The following is a 17,793-nucleotide window of genomic DNA, read 5'->3' on the forward strand; positions in this document are numbered from 1 at the left end:
GTCACGCTATGCGTGACACCTCGCCCTGGCGGGGGAGGATTGGAAGGCGATCGGCTAGACCCCGCCGCCGCCGCCCGCTAAGCCGACCGCATGAAGCTCATCATCGGCAACAAAGCCTATTCCTCGTGGAGCCTGCGCGGCTGGCTCGCCGCCCGGCAATCCGGCCTCGTGTTCGAGGAGGTCGTCGTGCCGCTCTACGATGCCGAATGGGACAAGCGCCGCGAGGGGGACGAGTTCGCGCCGTCCTCGGGCAAGGTGCCGATCCTATGGGATGGCGACGCGGTGGTTTGAGACAGTCTCGCCATCATCGAATATCTCGCCGAGCAGACCAGCCGCGACCTGTTCTGGCCGGCCGATCCCGCCGCGCGCGCGATGGCGCGATCGATGTCGGCGGAGATGCATTCGAGCTTCACGGCGCTGCGCAAGAAGCACAGCATGAACATCCGCCAGGTCTTCCCGCCCAAGCGGCCCGACGACGATGTGCTCGCCGATCTCGCGCGGATCATGGAACTATGGGCGCAGGCGCGCGCGCGCTTCGGCGGCGACGGCCAGTTCCTGTTCGGCGCGTTCGGCGCGGCCGACATCATGTACGCGCCGGTGGTGACGCGGATCGTCACCTACAGCCTGCCGATCGCGCGCTTCGCGGCGAGCTATATGGACGCGATCATCAACCATCCCTTCATGCAGGACTGGATCGCCGCCGCGCAGGAAGAGGAATGGGTGATCGAAAAGTTCGAACAGCCGGTGGGCTAGCCCACGCCGTTCGTCCCGAGCGAAGTCGAGGGATTGGACCGGAGCGCAAGTGCCTCGACTTCGCTCGGCACGAACGTTTGGGGCTGGGGATTATCGTGCCCGCACCGACGGATATTCCGCCCCGTCCTTGGTCGTGTACCGCCCGTCGGCGGTGAACAGCATATCGATGTCCGAGTAGCCGCCGCCGAGATGCGGCCCCGCGCCGATCGCGATGAACACGCAATCGGCGTCGCTGCGGTTGACGAGCACATGCCCGTTGCGCTCGCCGCCGGGAAACGCCGCGCAGTCGCCGGCGCGCATCGGATATTCGCCGGTCTCGTCGATCAGCACCGCCTCGCCGGACAGCATCACGACGAACTCGTCTTCCCCGTCATGCCAGTGGCGCTGCGAGGATTGCGCGCCGGGCTTCAGCACGACGTGGCTCGCGCCCATGTGCGTGAGGCCACCGGCCGGCGCGAGCCGCCGATACCAGCGGCCGGCGACGACATCGGCGAACTGCGGCGGGTAACCGGTTCTGTTGGTCTGCGGGATTGTATCGAGATCGAGCTTGGGCAATGTCCGCTCCCCATGACTGACATGCCCCATCTGCCCGATCCGATCGCGCTCACCAAGACCCTGCTCGCCTGCGAGAGCGTCACCCCCGCGCGCGGCGCGGCGTTCGACGTGATCGAGGCCGCACTGCTGCCGCTCGGCTTCACGGTGGCGCGGTTCGTCGAGGGCGACGCACCGGACGGGCCGGTCGAGAATCTGCTCGCCACGCGCGCCGGCACCGGCCCGCATTTCGCGTTCGCCGGGCACCTCGACGTGGTACCGCCCGGCGCCGGCTGGACCGGCGACGCGTTCGTGCCGGAGGAGCGTGGTGGTTTGCTCTACGGGCGCGGCGCGGTCGACATGAAGGGCGCGATCGCCGCGTTCATCGCCGCCATCCCGGTGGCGCCGGACATCCCGCTCACGCTCATCCTCACCGGCGACGAGGAAGGCCCCGCCACCTATGGCACGCAGGCGCTGATGGCGCGGATGGCGGAGCGCGGCATCAAGCCCGATCTGTGCCTCGTCGGCGAGCCGACCTCGGCGGCGCGGCTCGGCGACACGATCAAGATCGGGCGGCGCGGCTCGGTCAATCTGTGGATCGACGTGCCCGGCCGGCAAGGCCATGTTGCCTATCCGCACCTCGCCGACAATCCGGTTCCCAAGCTGGTCGCGATCCTCGCCGAGATCGACGGCATCGTGCTCGATGAGGGCAACGCCTGGTTCCAGCCCTCGAACATCGAGCCGACCGATATTACCGTCGGCAACCCCGCGGCCAACATCATCCCCGGCCATGCCTCGGCGCGGCTGTCGATCCGCTTCAACGACGGCCATCGCGGCGCCGAACTCGTCGAGCGGCTGCGTGCCATCGTCACCCGCCACGCGCCCGAGGCGACGCTCACCGCACGGATTTCGGGCGAGGCGTTCCTGACGCAGCCGGGCGCGTTCTCGACGCTGATCGGGGACGCTATCGAGGGGCGACTGGGCTTGCGGCCCGAACTGTCCACGACGGGCGGCACCTCGGACGCGCGCTTCCTGTCGGCGCTGTGTCCGGTCGTCGAGTTCGGGCTGTGCAATGCGACGATGCACAAGCTCGACGAGGCGGTCGCGGTGGACGACCTCGTCGCGCTGGCGGGGGTTTATGGGGATATCATCGCGCGGGTCGGGGCGATGACGATCTAAACTCCGTTCGTCCTGAGCTTGCGGTGGGGCTGCCCGCCTACCCCAACGTCCGCTTGAACAGCGCCAGCATCTCGCGCCAGCCACGCTCGGCTGCCGCCTCGTTGTAAACGGGGAAATCCGGCTTCATCCAGCCGTGGTGCGCGCCGGGGTAGATCTCGGCCTTGTAGGTCACACCGGCATCGTCGAACGCCTTGGTTAGCCGCTCGGCCATTTCGGGCGGGTAGCTATTGTCCTCGTCGGCGCCCGCCACATAGACTTCGGCCGTGATCTTGGGCGCGAGCCGATGCGGACTGGTCTCGGCATCGGTGGCGAGGCTGCCGCCGTGGAAGCTGACCGCCGCCGCGACCCGGTCGGGGAAGGTGCCGGCCGCGGTGATCGCCATGCCGCCGCCCATGCAGAAGCCGACCGTGCCGATCTTCGTGCCCGCGACGTCCGTGCGCGTATCGAGATAGGCCAGGAACGCCTCGGTGTCGGCCGCGGCCTTGTCGTTGCCGGTGGTCGCCATCAGCGGGCCGATGATCTCGCGGAAGCCCTTGGCAAAGACCTCCTCGGGGTCGAACGGATCGTAGGGGCCGTAGCGATAGAGCAGATCGGGCACGAGCACGACATAGCCGTTAGCGGCGAGCCGCCGCGCCATTTCGACGACCGTAGGGCGCATCCCCAACGCGTCCATGTAGAAGATCACCGCCGGCCATGTGCCCTCACCCGCAGGCGTCAGCACGTGCGCCGGACAGGTACCGTCACGCGTCTGGATCGTGATCTGTTCGTCGCTCATCGAGATACCTCTCACCCAAATCGAATCGTTCCATCGCGCATCTGCCGGATTCCGGCGGGTGCCACCAGCATCCGCGCGATGAGATCAGCATATCACGCCAGCGTTTCGACCGGCGCGTCGGCGAAATCCTCCGCCAGTACCGTCTCGATCTGGCGCGCGATGCCGCGCGTCAGCGCGGCCGGCACGACCACCTCGAAGCCGCGATCGACCAGCCCCGCTACCGCCCAGCGTACGCAATAATCGGCGGCGACGCCGATCACCGTGACACGCCGCACGCCCGCATCCTTGAGCCGATCAAAGAAGCTGTCGCGCGGCACCGGCGGCATCGCGTCGCCGCGCGCATCCTCGATCAGCAAGCCGTCCTCGGCCCACATATCGAACACCCCCTTCTCGATCCGCCACGCCGGGATCGCGCGATCGACCAGCGCGGAATCGAGCATGTTGACCCAACCCGGCGTGCCCTTGATGCAATGCGCGGGGAATTCGCGCGCCTCTTCGGAGGCCGCGTAGATATCGGGCACGTGCGTGTCGAAGGTGAACAACACCCCGGCGTTGCGTTCGGATTCCAGCCCGGACAGCCACGCGCGCATCGGCGCGACCAGGGCGTCGGCGCCTGCGACGCTCAGCGCGCCATCGGTGGCCATGAAATCATACTGCGTATCAACGACGATCACGAAATCCTGCATCGGTCGATCTCCTTATGGGCATTGACATATATTTTTCTCGGTAATAAGTAAAGCGCATATTGCATATTAGGTGCCGCGTGACCGACGAAGCTCGTGACTATGATCCCAACGCCTATCAGCGGCCTTCGGTCGCGGTCGATCTGGTGCTGCTCGGGATTCACGACGGGCGGCTGGCGGTGCTGCTGGTGAAGCGTGATGCGCCGCCCTTCGCTGGCCGCCATGCGCTGCCCGGCGGGTTCGTCGGCATCGACGAGACGCTCGACGCCGCCGCCGCGCGTGTTCTGCGCGACAAGGCGGGGATCGTCACAGCGCATCTCGAACAACTCTACACGTTCGGCGCGGTCGCGCGCGATCCACGCATGCGGATCATCTCGGTCGCCTATCTCGCGTTGCTTGACGAAACCGCCTTCGCCGCCGCCCTCGATGCCATGCCGGGGCTGATCGCCGCGACGATCACCGTGCCGTGGGCGGGGGAAGCCGGCGGCGCGGTCGACATCGCCACGTCGAAGGGGCCGGTCCAGCTCGCCTTCGACCATGCCGACATCGTCGCGCTCGCGGTGCTGCGGTTGCGCGGCAAGCTCGATTATTCCGATGTCGGCTTCGCGTTTCTGCCCGAGCGCTTCACGCTGCGGCAGTTGCAGGACGTGCACGAAGCGGTTCTCGGCGTCGCGCTCAACAAGCCCGCCTTCCGCCGCCGCATGCTCGATCGCGGCTGGCTCACCGCCACCGGCGAGCGCGAGGGCGGCACCTCGTTCCGCCCCGCCGAACTCTATCGATTTCGCAGACCATAAGGAGAGTAACATGGCCACGATCCGCAACCTCCTGTTCTTCGCGCAGCTTCGCAGCGAGGCGAGCAGCCACATCATCCGCTATCGCAACGGCAAGGTCCGCCAGAGCGGGCGCGGTCTGGTCTTCTGGTTCCGCCCGGAAACCGCGAGCATCGCCGAAGTGCCGATGGACGACCGCGAGATGACCCTGTTCGTGCAGGGCCGCAGCCAGGACTTCCAGACGGTCTCGGTTCAGGGCACGGTCGGCTGGCACGTCGTCGATCCGGCATTGCTCGCCGACCGCGTCGATTTCACGATCAGCCCGTACAGCGGCAAGCCGCAAGGCGAGCCCGTGCCGAGCATCGAGGCGCGGATCACCGGCATCGCCAACCAGGCGGTGCTGCAATATCTCGGCACCGCGCCGGTGCGCGCCTTGCTCGACGCCGGGCCGGGGCCGCTGCGTGCGCAACTCGAGGCGGCGCTCGCCGCCGATCCGGCGCTGGCGGAGATCGGCGTCGCGGCGGTGTCGGTGCGGCTCACCAATCTCGCGCCGTCGAGTGAGCTCGAACGCGCGCTCCAGACCCCGACGTTCGAGGCGCTCCAGCAGAAGGCCGACGAGGCGACGTTCGAACGCCGCGCGCTCGCGGTCGAGAAGGAACGAGCGATCGCAGAGAACGAGCTGGCGACGCGGATCGAGCTGGCCCGGCGCGAGAAGTTGCTGATCGCGGAGGAGGCCGACAACGCCCGCAACCGCGCCGCCGGCAAGGCGGACGCGCAACAGGTGGAAGCCAAGGCCGAGGCCGACCGCATCCGCGTCGTCGAAGGCGCCAAGGCCGAGGCGGAACAGGCGCATATCGCGGTCTATCGCGATCTGCCGCCGGCGGTGCTGTTCGGCCTCGCCGCGCAGCAATTGGCGGGCAAGCTCGACACGATCGAGCATGTCAACATCACCCCCGATCTGCTCGCGACGGTGATGGGCGAATTCCGCAAGAGCCCGGTGGTGGTCGCGGATTGAGCCTTCAACACCGTTCGTCCTGAGTGCTGCTGAGTAGCCCGAAGGGCGTATCGAAGCAGCGTATCGAAGGACAGGCCCCGCGCGGGACGGTGCTTCGATACGTGCCTTCGATACGGCTCTTCGAGCCTACTCAGGCGCTACTCAGCACGAACGGTTTTTCAGGAGTACCCAGTGTCCAGCATTCCACCCCGCGCGGTGTTCGTCATCCGCGAGACCGACCTCGAACGGCTCATCGCGCGCCATGCGACACGCGATCAGGCGCGGTTCTTTCTCGAAACGCGCGGGCAGCGGATCGAGACGGTCGAGCAGCATCATCATCAGTTCCACGCCGCGCTGGCGGCGGCGCGCGCCGCGGTGCCGGCCGAGTGGCGGCAGGCGCTGGTACGCCGCGCCGAACTCGACCGCTTCCTGTTCGCGCGCGAGGATATCGTCATCGCGGTCGGGCAAGACGGCCTTGTCGCCAACGTCGCCAAATACGTCGCCGAGCAGCCCGTGATCGGGGTCAATCCCGCGCCCGATCTGTATGATGGCGTGCTCGCGCGGGTGCGGGTCGAGCGGCTGGCGCGATTGCTGCCGGGCGCGATACGATCCGATGCGCCGGTCGAGCGGCGCACGATGGTACAGGCGACGCTCGATGGCGGGGACGCGCTGGTCGCGCTCAACGAGATCTTCGTCGGGCACCGTAGCCACCAGTCGGCGCGGTACCGGATCGAGCTGACCGGCGACGGCGAGGAACATTCGTCGTCGGGGCTGATCGTCGCCTCGGGCACCGGCGCGACCGGCTGGGCGCGCTCGATCGCCGAGGCGACGCACCTGCCGCTGCCGCTCGGCACCGAGGAACGCGCGGCCGGCTATTGGGTGCGCGAGCCGTTCCCGAGCGTCGCGACCGGAACACGGATGCGCGCCGGCAAACTCACCGCCGATCCGCTGGTCGTCACCTCGCGGATGAACGACGGCGGCGTGATCTTCGCCGACGGAATCGAACAGGATTTCCTCGCGTTCGACTGGGGTCGGCGCGCGACGATCGCGCCCGCGCCCAATTCCCTTCATCTCGTGATCGGATAAGGATCGCACCCATGGCCGTTACCGACATCGCAACCCGCACCTACAACCACAATTTCCGGCTCGATCCGATCGTCCGGAGCCTGCTCGACACCGATTTCTACAAGCTGCTGATGTTGCAGATGATCCGCCACATCCACCCGGACGTGACCGCGACCTTCTCGGTCATCAACCGCAGCAAGAGCGTGCGGCTGGCCGAGATCATCGACGAGAGCGAGCTTCGCGCGCAGCTCGATCATGCCCGCACCGTGCGGTTCAGCCGCAAGGAGCTGATCTGGCTCGCCGGCAACAGCTTCTACGGCAAGCGCCAGATGTTCGCGCCCGATTTCATCGCCTGGCTCGCCGACTTCCAACTGCCCGAGTACGAATTGCGCAAGGTCGATGGCCAGTATGAGCTACGGTTCGATGGGCCGTGGACCGGCACGACGATGTGGGAGATCCCGGCGCTCGCGATCCTCAACGAGCTGAAATCGCGCGCGGCGACACGCGACATGGGCAAGTTCGCGCTCGACGTGCTGTACGCGCGCGCCAAGGCGCGGCTGTGGGAGAAGGTCGAGCGGCTGCGCGACCTGCCCGACCTCGTGCTGAGCGATTTCGGCACGCGACGGCGGCATGGTTTCCTGTGGCAGCGCTGGTGCGTCGAGGCGCTCAAGGAAGGGCTCGGCAGCCGCTTCATCGGCACCTCGAACGTGCTGCTGGCGATGGATGCCGATCTCGAGGCGATCGGCACCAACGCGCACGAACTGCCGATGGTCGAGGCGGCGCTGTCGAACAGCGATGCCGAACTCGCCGGCGCGCCGTACCGCGTGCTCGAACAATGGCGCGCGCATTATGGCGGCAATCTGTTGATCGCCTTGCCCGACGCGTTCGGCACCACCGCCTTCCTCAAACAGGCACCGGCGTGGCTCGCCGACTGGACCGGCTTCCGCCCCGACAGCGCGCCGCCGATCGAAGGCGGCGAGCAGATCATCCGCTGGTGGCAGGACCAGGGCGTCGATCCGGCGAGCAAGCTGCTGATCTTCTCGGACGGCATGGACATCGACACGATCGAGCAGACCTACCGCCATTTCCGCGGCCGCGTGCGAATGAGCTACGGCTGGGGCACCAACCTCACCAACGATTTCCGCGGCTGCGATCCCCGCGGCGGCCATGCGCTTGAGCCGATTTCGCTGGTCTGCAAGGTGACGCGCGCCAACGGCCGGCCGGCGGTGAAACTGTCCGACAATCCGGCCAAGGCGACCGGCGAACCGGACGAGATCGCGCGCTATCTGCGCGTGTTCGGCGGCGATGGACGGGCTGAGAGCGTGGTGAGCGTGTAAGAGGCGCTCGGTACGCTCAGGTTCAAAGGTGACGACTTTGATCCATACGCTGATGCAGGACGCGGATGATCGCGATCCCATAACGCGTCTGCTTGAAGTAGATCACATGCTGAGCCACGACCCGTCTGCGGAAACCCGGCCGGATTGCCGCACAGTCCTGCGACCTCTCAGGAGCGTTGGCTAGACTGGCGCACGCCGCTTCCAGCAGATCGGTGTAGTGGAGCGCTTGGGCCAAGCTCCATTGCTTGACCGTATACTCAAAAATGTCGTCTATATCCCTTTGAGCCTTTGGAGTGAGCCGAAACTCAGCCATGCTGCGCGGCTTTTCGTGTCTTAAAGGCCATGAAGTCGAAACGCTCCGGCTCTCCGCTCTGTTCGCCCTCGATAAGAGCCTGACGGATCGTCTCGATCTCCAAACCGCGTGCCTGCTCGCGCCGAATGAGATCGCGAATCGCTTCGCTGTCATTGGTGTAATGACCGGCAGCGATCTGAGACGCGATCCAGGCGTCTTGCTGCTCGGTAAGGGTGATGGTCTTGCGAACCGTTGCCATAGCCGGCTCCTCGACATTCATACTATTGGTGCAGTTTAGCGCCGCCGATACTCGAGCGCAAGACGCGGTGCCTACCTCACCGCACCCCCGCCTCAAACACGGTCAGCGCTCGCTCGACCTGCTCTTCCTTCGAAGCCTTGGGGTTCGCCGCAAGATACGCCTCGCACGCCGGCCCCGCCACCGCGCACACCGCCACCTTCGCCCTACCCGCGCGCCCGCGCCACAGGCTCGCGCCGGGCAGGAAGCTGTGGTGAATGCTGTCACGCACGATCTGCTTGAGGTCGGCATAGCGCAGCCCCTGCTCGATCACGGCGCGGACATATTCGTTGGTCATGTCGCTGCGCGAGACGCCCTCGTCGTCGGTCGAGAGCGTCACCGGCACGCCCGCCTCGCGGTACAGCGACAGCGGATGCGCCTTGCCCTTCACGCCGAGGATCACCGCGTTGCTGGTCAGGTTGATCTCGACGTCGATCTGCTTCGCCGCCATTTCCCTCAGCAACCCGGCGGCATCGTCCTCGTAGGAGATGTCGATGCCGTGGCCGATCCGCCGCGCGCCCGCCACCTCGACCGCCTCGCGGATATGGAAGGCGAGGTCGCGCGGCGGCACCAGCCCGAGCGTCAGTTCGCCCGCGTGGAGCGACAGCGCGACTTTGGGGTGGCGGGCCTTGAGATAGGCGATCATCCGCATGTGCAGATCATAATCGCGCACCGCGATCGGATCATGCTCGGGCGCGGCGATGTTGACCCCGACGAAGCGCGGGTCGGCCTCGGCCAGCGCGAAGCCGAGCGCGAGTTGCGCGAACGTGCCCGCCGGCGCGATCGTGCGGATCGCGGTGTAGAGATAGCGCATCTCGACCGCGCAGGCAGGCTTGGGCTTGGGCGTGCCACAGCCGTCGATCTGCGCCGACTCGGCTTCGAAGCGATCATATTCGGCGCGCGCGCGTGCCACCGCATCGGGCAGCAGCGGCGCGAGCTTCGCGGAGAGCGCGGCGAAGTCGGTCGGGTCGGTGTCCTTTACCGCCTCGATCAGCGCGCGGGCCTGGTGCGATCCGCTGCCGAGTTCGACATAGGAGACACGGTCCGCCGCCGCCTGCTCGCGAGTCAGCGCGAGTTCCTTGGCCTCGTTGCCGCGTGACGCGGTGCCGAACGCATCGAAGGTGGCGAAGAACCGGTCATAGCCCGACACGGTCGGCGCGTTGACGCCGGTCTCGAACCCACGCGTCGAGAGCGCGTCGAGCATCCGGCTATACAGCGCATAATTCTGCTCGAGCCCCGCCGCCGGCACACGGTTCGCGCGGTCGCACGGCGGCGGCACGATGCTGGCGGTGTCGGTGGCGATGCACAGTCCGCCCGCCGCTGCCCAGCGCAGCCAGTCCTCGGCGTAGATCGAGCCGCCCCCATGATTGTGGAGATCGCCGCCCTTGGGCATGGTCTGGAGGAATACGCGCAACCGTGGCGGGCTGTCGGCGATCGCGTCGAGCCGCGCGGCGGTGCGCGCTTCGCTGGATAACGATTTCGTCTCGCGGGCGCCGGCGGCGCCGCTCGCCAGTAACAGCGCGATGATGAGTGCGGCCGAACGCATGCTTCCCCCCGGATGTCCCCGGGGCGGCGCTAGGCGATTGACGGTGTCTCGCCAATTGCAATGAAAAGCACGATCCGTTGCGGAAATGCGCGCGCAGGGTGCACGAATTTTTCGAACCCATCGTGCCGTTAACGGCGATGGACGCTCGCACGCACGCGCTTACTAGCTCCGCAATCGCCAAAAACCGGGTTGCGCCTTGAAAGTTCCCTGTCTTCGAAAGCGTGCGTGGTGACGCTGGCACGACCCTCGCTCGGTGGTGCGCTGTTGCTGCTCGGCACCGCGGTCGCCGCGCTCGCGATCGCGACGCATTCGGACGGCGTGCGCGCGCAGGCGGTGCAACCCGCGGTCGCGCATGTCGAGGACGGCCCGCCCGAGCTGCTCGAACACTATTGCGCGCGCTGCCACAATGACGATGACAAGGTCGCGAACCTCTCGATCGCCGACCTGCGCGACAATGATCTGCTGATCGGCAAACACGCCGACGAATGGGAGAAGATCCTCCGCCGCGCCAGCCTCGACGAGATGCCGCCGCGCAACAAGCCGCAGCCCGATCCGGCGATGCGCGCGGCGTTCATTCAGTGGCTCAAGGGGTCGCTCGACGCTTATGCCGCCGCGCATCCCGATCCCGGCCGCGCGACGATCCGGCGGCTCAACCGGGTCGAATATGCCAATGCCGTGCGCGATCTGCTCGCGCTCGATGTGGATGTCAGCCGCGATCTGCCGCAGGACAATTCGGGCTACGGCTTCGACAATATCGCCGACGTGCTGACGGTTTCGCCGACGCTGATGGACCGCTATGTCAACGTCGCGAGCAAGGTCGCGCGGATGGCGACGGGGATGAGTTCGCCGCGCACGTTCGTCACCAGCTACGAGCTGCCCAAGGACGGCTCGGTGCTCAATTCGGGCCGTCCGGCGTATAACGAACGCGCCAGCGATGCGCTGCCACTCGGCTCGCGCGGCGGCGCTGCGTTTCCTTATTACGCGCGCCACGCCGGCGTCTATGAGGTGAGCGGCTGGCTCAACTCCAACACCAACAACGAAAGCGACCGGCTCAAAGAGGACAAGGTCAGCGTGCGGGTGCCACTGAAGGCGGGCGCGCATACTATCGGCATGACCTTCCACCGCACGCTCGCGCCGGACGAGAGCGTGCAGACGCTGCGCAACGATCTCGACAAGGTGCCGCTGCCGGTCGATGCGCCCAAGCCGCTGCCGCTCGACGTGCTGGTCGATGGCGTGCGTGTGAAGCAGGTGACCGTACCGTCGTACCGGCTGTCGCCGCGCTATTCGCAGCAGAATTTCCCGCGTGACGTGCTCCAGATCGACGTCGCCGGGCCGTATGACGCCAGCGCCAAGGACGACACGCCGAGCCGCAAGCGCATCTTCCTGTGCCGTCCGCGCGCCGCCGCGGCGGAGACAGCCTGCGCGCGGAAGATCATCACCGCGCTCGCGCACCGCGCCTATCGCCGCCCGGTTAGCGAGGCCGATGTCGCGCCGCTGATGAAGCTCTATGCGAGCGAGCGCGCCGCGTCCGACTTCGATCACGGCATCGCGGCGGCGGTCGAGGGTGTGCTGGTCGCGCCGCAATTCCTGTTCCTCGTCGAGAGCGATCCCGCCGGCAGCGCGCCGGGCAGCGTCCACCGCGTCAGCGATCTCGACCTCGCCTCGCGGCTGTCGTTCTTCCTGTGGAGCAGCATCCCCGACGACACGCTGTTGAAGGTGGCCGAGCAAGGCCAGTTAAACACGCCCGGCGCGATCGAGGCGCAGGTGACGCGGATGCTCGCCGACCCGCGCGCTGATGCGCTGACCAAGAATTTCGCCGGCCAGTGGCTGTATCTGCGCAACCTCGATCAGCAGCGGCCCGACATCAGCGTCTATCCCGCGTTCGACGCGCGGCTGCGCGCAGCGATGGCGCGCGAGACCGAGATGTTCTTCGGCTATGTGCTGCACAACAACCGCAGCCTGCTCGATTTCATCGCGGCGGATTACACCTTCCTCAACCAGCGGCTCGCCGCGCATTACGGGATCGCCGGGGTGAGCGGCACCGCGTTCCGCAAGGTGGCGCTCGATCCGGCATGGCATCGCGGCGGGCTGCTCGGGCAGGCGAGCATCCTCACCGTCACCTCCTATGGTAACCACACCTCGGTGGTGAAGCGCGGCAAATGGGTGCTGGAAAACATCCTCGCGGCCGCGCCGCCGCCGCCACCGCCCGACGTGCCCGCGCTTCAGGAAACGCACGACGGCCGCAAGCTGACCGCGCGCGAGCAATTGGAGATGCACCGCGCCAACCCGGCCTGCGCATCGTGCCACGTCAAGATGGACCCGATCGGCTTCGCGCTGGAGAATTTCGACGCGGTCGGCGGCTGGCGCAAGCAGGACGCCGGGCAGATCATCGACGCGGCGGCGGTGCTGCCCGACGGCACCAAGTTCGCGGGGTTCGACGGGCTTCAGAAAATCCTGCTCGCCCGCAAGGACGAGTTCGCCGGCGCGTTCACGCGCCGCCTGCTCACCTATGCGCTCGCACGCGGGCTGATCGCGCAGGACATGCCGACCGTGCGCCGGATCGCAGCGAGCGCGGCGGGCGACGATTACCGCATCCAGACGATCATCAAGGGCATCGCGACGAGTGCGCCGTTCACGCTCAGAAAGACCCCGGCGAAATGACGCGCGCCGCTTCCCCGACCACCCGTTCCCCCGCGAAAGCGGGGGTCCAGAGCCAAGCAGCGTCGCGCCCGCGGCTCTGGACTCCCGCTTTCGCGGGGGAACGTTCACAAAGGATTGTCCCATGATCCTCCCGCGCCCCGCGATCAGCCGCCGCACGATGCTGCGCGGCGCCGGCACGATGCTCGCGCTGCCGTTCCTCGAAGCGATGATGCCGAGCGCGCACGCCGCCGATCTCGCATCGCGGCCCAAGCGCTTGCAGGTGTTCTATTCGCCCAACGGCATGATGATGGACGCCTTCCGCCCGACCACCCAGGGCAAGGGCTTCGCGCTGCCATCGACGCTGGAGCCGCTCGCGCCGCACCGCGCGCAGATCAGCGTGTTCAGCGGGCTCGGCCATCCGCAGGCGGCGGCGATGGGTGATATCGCCGCCGGGCATGGCCGCTCCTGCCCCGCCTTCCTTACCGGCACGCATGTCAAACAGACCGAGGGCACCGACATCCGCTGCGCGGTGTCGATCGATCAGGTCTATGCGCAGCATCTCGGCGACGCGACGATGCTCAGTTCGCTCGAACTCGGCATCGATCCGGCCAGCCTGCTCGGCAGTTGCGACATCGGCTATAGCTGCGCCTACACCAACGGCATTTCGTGGATGAACCCGAACGTGCCGCTGCCCGTCACCGCCAACCCCCGCGACGTGTTCGAGCGGCTGTTCGGCGACGGCGACGCGCTCGACGCGCAAAGCCGACTCGCGCAGGCGCGCCGCCAGACCAGCATCCTCGATTTCGTCCGCGACGATACGCAGCGGCTGTCGGGGCGGCTCGGCGTGGAGGATCGCCGCAAGCTCGACGAATATCTCGAAGCGACCCGCGATATCGAGAAGCGCATCCAGCGCGCCGCCGTTTCCGGCGGGCAGCAGACCGACATGGAGCGGCCGGCGGGCATTCCCGAGTCTTTCGACGAGCATGTCCGCATGATGATCGACTTGCAGGTGCTGGCGATGCAGGCCGACATCACCCGCGTCGGCAGCTTCATGATCGGGCGCGAGCTGAGCAACCGCACCTATCCCGAGATCGGCGTACCCGATTCGCACCACATGCTCAGCCACCACGGCAACAGCCCCGAGAAGATGGCGAAGCTGGCCAAGATCAACCGGCACCACATGGAATATTTCGCCTATTATCTCGACCGTATGAAGGCGGTTAAGGACGGCGAGGGCACGTTGCTCGACCGCACGATGGTGATCCGCGGCTCTGCATTTGGGGACTCGAACCAGCACGACCACATGGACCTGCCGGTGATCGTCGCGGGTGGGCTGGTGCCGGGCGACCGCAGCATCGCGGTCCCCAAGGGCACGACCATGTCGAACCTGCTGCTTGCCGCGCTCAATGTGCTCGACGTGCCGACCAAATCCTTCGGAGACAGCACCGCGCCGCTCGCGGAGCTGGTGCATGCCTGATCGCGCGCGGATCGCGGTAGCGCTGGCCGCAGCGCTCGCACTGGCGAGCGGCACCGCGGAGGCACGCAAGCCTGCCGACGCGAGCGCGCTGGTCCGCGCGATCACCGCAGACGATCTCGCGGCGACGCAAGCCGCACTCGCGGCGAAGGCCGATCCCAACGCCCGATCGGATTACGGCGCGACGCCGCTCGCGCTCGCGGTCAACACGCAAGATCCCGAACTGGTCGCGACGATGCTTGCCGCGCATGCCAAGCCGAACACCGCCGACGCGGACGGCGTCACGCCGCTCGCGCTCGCCTGCGAACTCGGCAACGCCGCGATCGTCTCGCACCTGCTTGACGCGCATGCCGATGTCCGCGCCGCCGCGCCCGATGGCACCACGCCGCTAGCGATCTGCGCGCGGTTCGGGCCGGCGGAGGCGGTAACACGGATCCTTGCTGAGGGCGCCGGCCACGAGACGCCCGACGCGCGCGGCCAGACCCCGTTGATGTGGGCGGCCTCGGCCGGCCGCACCGAGGCGATCGCTGCACTGCTCAAGGCCGGCGCGGACGTGAACCGGGTTTCGAAGGGCGGGTTTACCCCGCTGTTCTTCGCGATCAAAAGCAACGGGCCGGCCGCGACCGCCGCGCTGCTCGCCGCGGGCGCGAAGGCCGACTTTCGCGGCCCGGAGAACACCAGCGCGCTGCAACTCGCACTGTACCAGCACAATTATTCAGCCGCCGCATTGCTCGTGCCCTATGGCTTCGATCTCGCCGCGCGCGATCGCGAGGGCAAGACCCCGCTCGATGCCGCCGCTGAAGGCGGTGATGCTACTCTGGTCAAGCTGCTGCTCGCGCGCGGCGCCGACGCCAATGCGCTGAGCGGCCCGTCCACGATCAAATGGGTGACAGAAGCCAATTTCGGCGTCGCGCCGCCGCCCGTACCACCGACCCCGCCGCTGCTGTGGGCGGCGCAGGGCGGCCATGCCGAGGCGATGGCGGCGCTGCTCGCGGGCGGCGCCGACCCGCATTTCGTAGCAGCCGATGGCACTAACGTCGTGCTCGCGGCCGCGAGGGGCGGCAGTGACGCGGCGCTCCAAGTCGCTTTGCAGGCCGCGCCCGATGTCAATGTCGCCAATGCGAACGGATTCACCGCGCTCCACATCCTGGTCAGCGGCCGCCCCTTCCCCGAGCTCGCGGCGATGCTGCGCACGCTCGCCGCGTATCACGCGCGGACCGATCTCAAGAGCAAATACGGCACCGCCGCCGAGATCGCGGACAAGGGGCTGAGCGGCGTGAAGACGATTTTCCGCGAAACCTTCGCCGATGGGACTGGCGCTATGCCGCCAAATCGGGGAGGACAGCACGTGGCCGCGCGGCCATGATCCACGTTACTTCAGGGCGAGACCGTTGATGATCGTACCAGCTTTCAAAACCCTCCGCGTTGCGGCGCTCGCCGCGATCCTGTCTGCGCCGGTGATGGCGGCGGCGCCTGCGCCGCAGGACGTCGTCAACGCGCGTGTCGCCGGCTTCAAGAAGATGGGCGGCGCGATGAAGGCGATCGGCGATCAGGTGAAGAGCGGTACGCCCGACAAGGCTGCCACGCTCGCCGCCGCGCAGACGCTCGCCACCACCGCCAAGGGCCAGGGCAAGCTGTTCCCCGCCGGCACCGGCCCCAGCGCTGGCGTCAAGACCGATGCTCTGCCCGCCATCTGGACCAACCGCGCCACGTTCGACGCGGCGATGGCCAAGCTCGTCGGCGAATCGAACAAGCTGGTGGCGGTCGCCGGAAGCGGTGACGCTGCCGCGATCGGCGCGCAGATGAAGGCGGTCGGCGCGGCCTGCGGCGCCTGCCATCGCCAGTTCCGCTCGGACGATTGATCGCGCGGCATGACGCCTGACACCAGCACCGCGCGCGTGTGGGATCTGCCGGTTCGGCTGTTCCACTGGCTGCTCGTCGCGCTGCTCGGCTTCTCGTGGTGGAGCGGCGAGCATCATGACATGGATTGGCATCGGCTCTCGGGCTACACGATCCTCGCGCTGCTGGTGTTCCGCATCTATTGGGGTTTCGCCGGCAGCCGCAACGCGCGCTTCAGTCAGTTCGTGCGCGGCCCACGCGCTGCTCTTGCCTATCTGCGCACGCTCGGCAAACGCCCCTATCAGGCGGCCGACGGGCATAATCCAGTCGGCGGGTGGAGCGTCATCGCGATGCTCGCCATGCTGGTGGTGATGGTGACGGCCGGGCTGTTCGCGGTCGACGTCGACGGGCTCGAATCGGGGCCGCTCGCAGATTACGTCAGCTTCGACACCGGTCGCGCCGCAGCGGAGGTACATCATCTCGTCTTCAACGTGCTGCTCGCGCTGGTCGTGCTGCATGTGCTGGCGGTGCTGTTCTATCTGATCGGGCTGCGCCACAACCTCGTCGCGCCGATGATCCACGGCCGCCGCAAGACCGGCGCGACCGCTGTTGCGGCGCGGCTCGGCGCGTCGCCGTGGAAGGCGGCGATCGGCGTGGCGATCGCGGTCGGCTTCGCCTATGCCGTGTCGAAGGGCTTCCGCTTCTAGGCGCACGGCATGGCGGGGGATGCTGTCACGCTGCACGGCGCGTTGCCGTTGTACGAGCGTATCGCGATCCTCGATGCGCGACGCCACGGGGACCGGGCGTTGCTGCCGGGCGAAGCCCGCTACCGCTTCGCTGGCGCCGCGCCGCTGATCGCAGTGACCACCGACGAATTCGAACGCGCCGCGCTCGACTACCCGATCCTGTTCTTCGCGGCCGAGCGCGAGGCAGTGGTCGTCACCGGGCTGAGCGCTGACCGCAACCTGTTCGTCGCCCCGGACGGACGCTATGCGCCCGGCGCTTATGTGCCGGCCTATCTGCGCCGTCACCCGTTCACGCTCGCGCGCCGCGAGCACGCAGATACCAACGTGATCTGCATCGACGAAGCCTCGGATCGCATCGTCCCGGTCGGCACGCCGGGCGCTACGGCCTTGTTCGAGCGCGGGCGACCCACCGCGCTGGTCCAGGAGGCGATCGGCATGTGCAACGCGGTCGATGCCGCAGAAGGCCGCACCCGCGCCTTCGTCGCGATGCTTGACGAGCTCGGGCTGCTGGAACCGCGCCGCGCCTATCACACGCCGCCCGGCGGCGAGCGGACGTTGGTGGTCGAATATGATGCCGTCTCGCGCGCCAAGCTCGACGCGCTGGCGCCAGCCGCCTTCATGAAGTTGCGCGACCAAGGCGCGCTCGCCTGGATATATGCGCATATGCTCTCGGCCGGGAACTGGGACGTGCTGCCGCTATGGGCGGCCGGCTGACGCGCCTTCCCCGGTTCGTCCTGAACGCAGCCGAAAGCCATGCCCCGCTGCCGTGCTTGTCGCAAGCGCTTCGACTTCGTTCAGCGCGAAGGGTTGGAAGCGGTTCGAGCAGTTCCAGCGGTTCGAGCAGTTCGCGTGGACCTTACCCCGTCGGCCACCC

Annotated in this window: 17 protein-coding genes and 1 pseudogene; 12 read left to right on the forward strand and 6 right to left on the reverse strand. The window is 67.5% G+C overall.

Translation table 11 applies throughout. From position 1 onward, the window contains the following. Positions 1–90: 90 nt before the first annotated feature. Positions 91–753: pseudogene (locus PX554_RS13505) on the forward strand (glutathione S-transferase family protein). 90 nt (positions 754–843) lie between these two features. On the opposite strand, the gene PX554_RS13510 reads toward PX554_RS13505, so the two are convergent. Then, on the reverse strand, positions 844–1,308 hold the full coding sequence (locus PX554_RS13510; RefSeq protein WP_275502687.1) for a cupin domain-containing protein: 465 nt from the start codon (positions 1,306–1,308) through the stop codon (positions 844–846). A gap of 12 nt (positions 1,309–1,320) precedes the next feature. On the opposite strand from PX554_RS13510, the gene dapE reads away from it, so the two are divergent. Beyond that, the gene (gene dapE, locus PX554_RS13515) at positions 1,321–2,463 is read left to right on the forward strand and encodes a succinyl-diaminopimelate desuccinylase (protein WP_275502504.1); all 1,143 of its coding nucleotides are present in this window, start codon (positions 1,321–1,323) and stop codon (positions 2,461–2,463) included. 37 nt (positions 2,464–2,500) lie between these two features. On the opposite strand, the gene PX554_RS13520 is transcribed toward dapE, so the two are convergent. Continuing rightward, on the reverse strand, positions 2,501–3,238 hold the full coding sequence (locus PX554_RS13520) for a dienelactone hydrolase family protein (protein WP_275502506.1): 738 nt from the start codon (positions 3,236–3,238) through the stop codon (positions 2,501–2,503). Positions 3,239–3,330: 92 nt separating this feature from the next. After that, entirely contained in the window at positions 3,331–3,924 is a 594-nt protein-coding gene (locus PX554_RS13525; RefSeq protein WP_093222537.1) for a cysteine hydrolase family protein, read from the reverse strand. A 77-nt stretch (positions 3,925–4,001) separates the two neighbouring features. Here PX554_RS13525 and PX554_RS13530 point away from each other — a divergent pair, with 77 nt between their 5' ends. The 4 genes from PX554_RS13530 (at position 4,002) to pncB (ending at position 8,087) form a co-directional block, all read left to right on the forward strand. Then, positions 4,002–4,715, forward strand: coding sequence for an NUDIX hydrolase (locus PX554_RS13530; RefSeq protein ID WP_275502510.1), 714 nt, complete (start codon positions 4,002–4,004; stop codon positions 4,713–4,715). Between the two features lie 10 nt (positions 4,716–4,725). Next, entirely contained in the window at positions 4,726–5,706 is a 981-nt protein-coding gene (locus PX554_RS13535) for an SPFH domain-containing protein (RefSeq protein WP_275502512.1), read from the forward strand. Positions 5,707–5,877: 171 nt separating this feature from the next. Further along, complete coding sequence (locus PX554_RS13540) at positions 5,878–6,771, forward strand: NAD(+)/NADH kinase (RefSeq protein WP_275502514.1); 894 nt, start codon at positions 5,878–5,880, stop codon at positions 6,769–6,771. 11 nt (positions 6,772–6,782) lie between these two features. After that, a complete protein-coding gene (gene pncB, locus PX554_RS13545; RefSeq protein WP_275502516.1) occupies positions 6,783–8,087 on the forward strand; it encodes a nicotinate phosphoribosyltransferase in 1,305 nt (434 codons plus the stop codon). Positions 8,088–8,109: 22 nt separating this feature from the next. Here pncB and PX554_RS13550 read toward each other — a convergent pair whose 3' ends face one another. The 3 genes from PX554_RS13550 to PX554_RS13560 form a co-directional block, all read right to left on the reverse strand. Beyond that, complete coding sequence (locus PX554_RS13550) at positions 8,110–8,400, reverse strand: type II toxin-antitoxin system RelE/ParE family toxin (RefSeq protein ID WP_093222550.1); 291 nt, start codon at positions 8,398–8,400, stop codon at positions 8,110–8,112. Then, positions 8,393–8,638, reverse strand: coding sequence for a type II toxin-antitoxin system ParD family antitoxin (locus PX554_RS13555; RefSeq protein WP_093222960.1), 246 nt, complete (start codon positions 8,636–8,638; stop codon positions 8,393–8,395). The genes PX554_RS13550 and PX554_RS13555 overlap by 8 nt, the downstream gene beginning before the upstream one ends. A 76-nt stretch (positions 8,639–8,714) precedes the next feature. After that, the gene (locus PX554_RS13560) at positions 8,715–10,220 is read right to left on the reverse strand and encodes an adenosine deaminase family protein (RefSeq protein ID WP_275502523.1); all 1,506 of its coding nucleotides are present in this window, start codon (positions 10,218–10,220) and stop codon (positions 8,715–8,717) included. A gap of 228 nt (positions 10,221–10,448) precedes the next feature. Between PX554_RS13560 and PX554_RS13565 the strand changes: the two genes are divergently transcribed. From PX554_RS13565 to PX554_RS13590, 6 genes are all read left to right on the forward strand, one after another. Next, a complete protein-coding gene (locus tag PX554_RS13565) occupies positions 10,449–12,881 on the forward strand; it encodes a DUF1592 domain-containing protein (protein WP_275502525.1) in 2,433 nt (810 codons plus the stop codon). 121 nt (positions 12,882–13,002) lie between these two features. After that, complete coding sequence (locus PX554_RS13570) at positions 13,003–14,337, forward strand: DUF1552 domain-containing protein (RefSeq protein WP_275502528.1); 1,335 nt, start codon at positions 13,003–13,005, stop codon at positions 14,335–14,337. Further along, positions 14,330–15,700 (forward strand): ankyrin repeat domain-containing protein, encoded by a 1,371-nt coding sequence (locus tag PX554_RS13575; protein WP_275502529.1) that lies wholly within the window; start codon positions 14,330–14,332, stop codon positions 15,698–15,700. Before PX554_RS13570 ends, PX554_RS13575 begins: the two co-directional genes overlap by 8 nt. 28 nt (positions 15,701–15,728) lie before the next feature. Next, positions 15,729–16,196 carry a c-type cytochrome gene (locus PX554_RS13580; protein ID WP_275502531.1) on the forward strand — a complete coding sequence of 156 codons (468 nt, stop codon included), beginning with the start codon at positions 15,729–15,731 and terminating at the stop codon, positions 16,194–16,196. 9 nt (positions 16,197–16,205) lie between these two features. Next, positions 16,206–16,880 carry a cytochrome b/b6 domain-containing protein gene (locus PX554_RS13585; protein WP_275502533.1) on the forward strand — a complete coding sequence of 225 codons (675 nt, stop codon included), beginning with the start codon at positions 16,206–16,208 and terminating at the stop codon, positions 16,878–16,880. Positions 16,881–16,889: 9 nt separating this feature from the next. Then, on the forward strand, positions 16,890–17,633 hold the full coding sequence (locus PX554_RS13590; protein ID WP_275502535.1) for a SapC family protein: 744 nt from the start codon (positions 16,890–16,892) through the stop codon (positions 17,631–17,633). Positions 17,634–17,793 lie beyond the last annotated feature (160 nt).

The sequence above is a fragment of the Sphingomonas pollutisoli genome, from assembly GCF_029167165.1.
Taxonomy (GTDB): Bacteria; Pseudomonadota; Alphaproteobacteria; order Sphingomonadales; family Sphingomonadaceae; genus Sphingomonas; species Sphingomonas pollutisoli.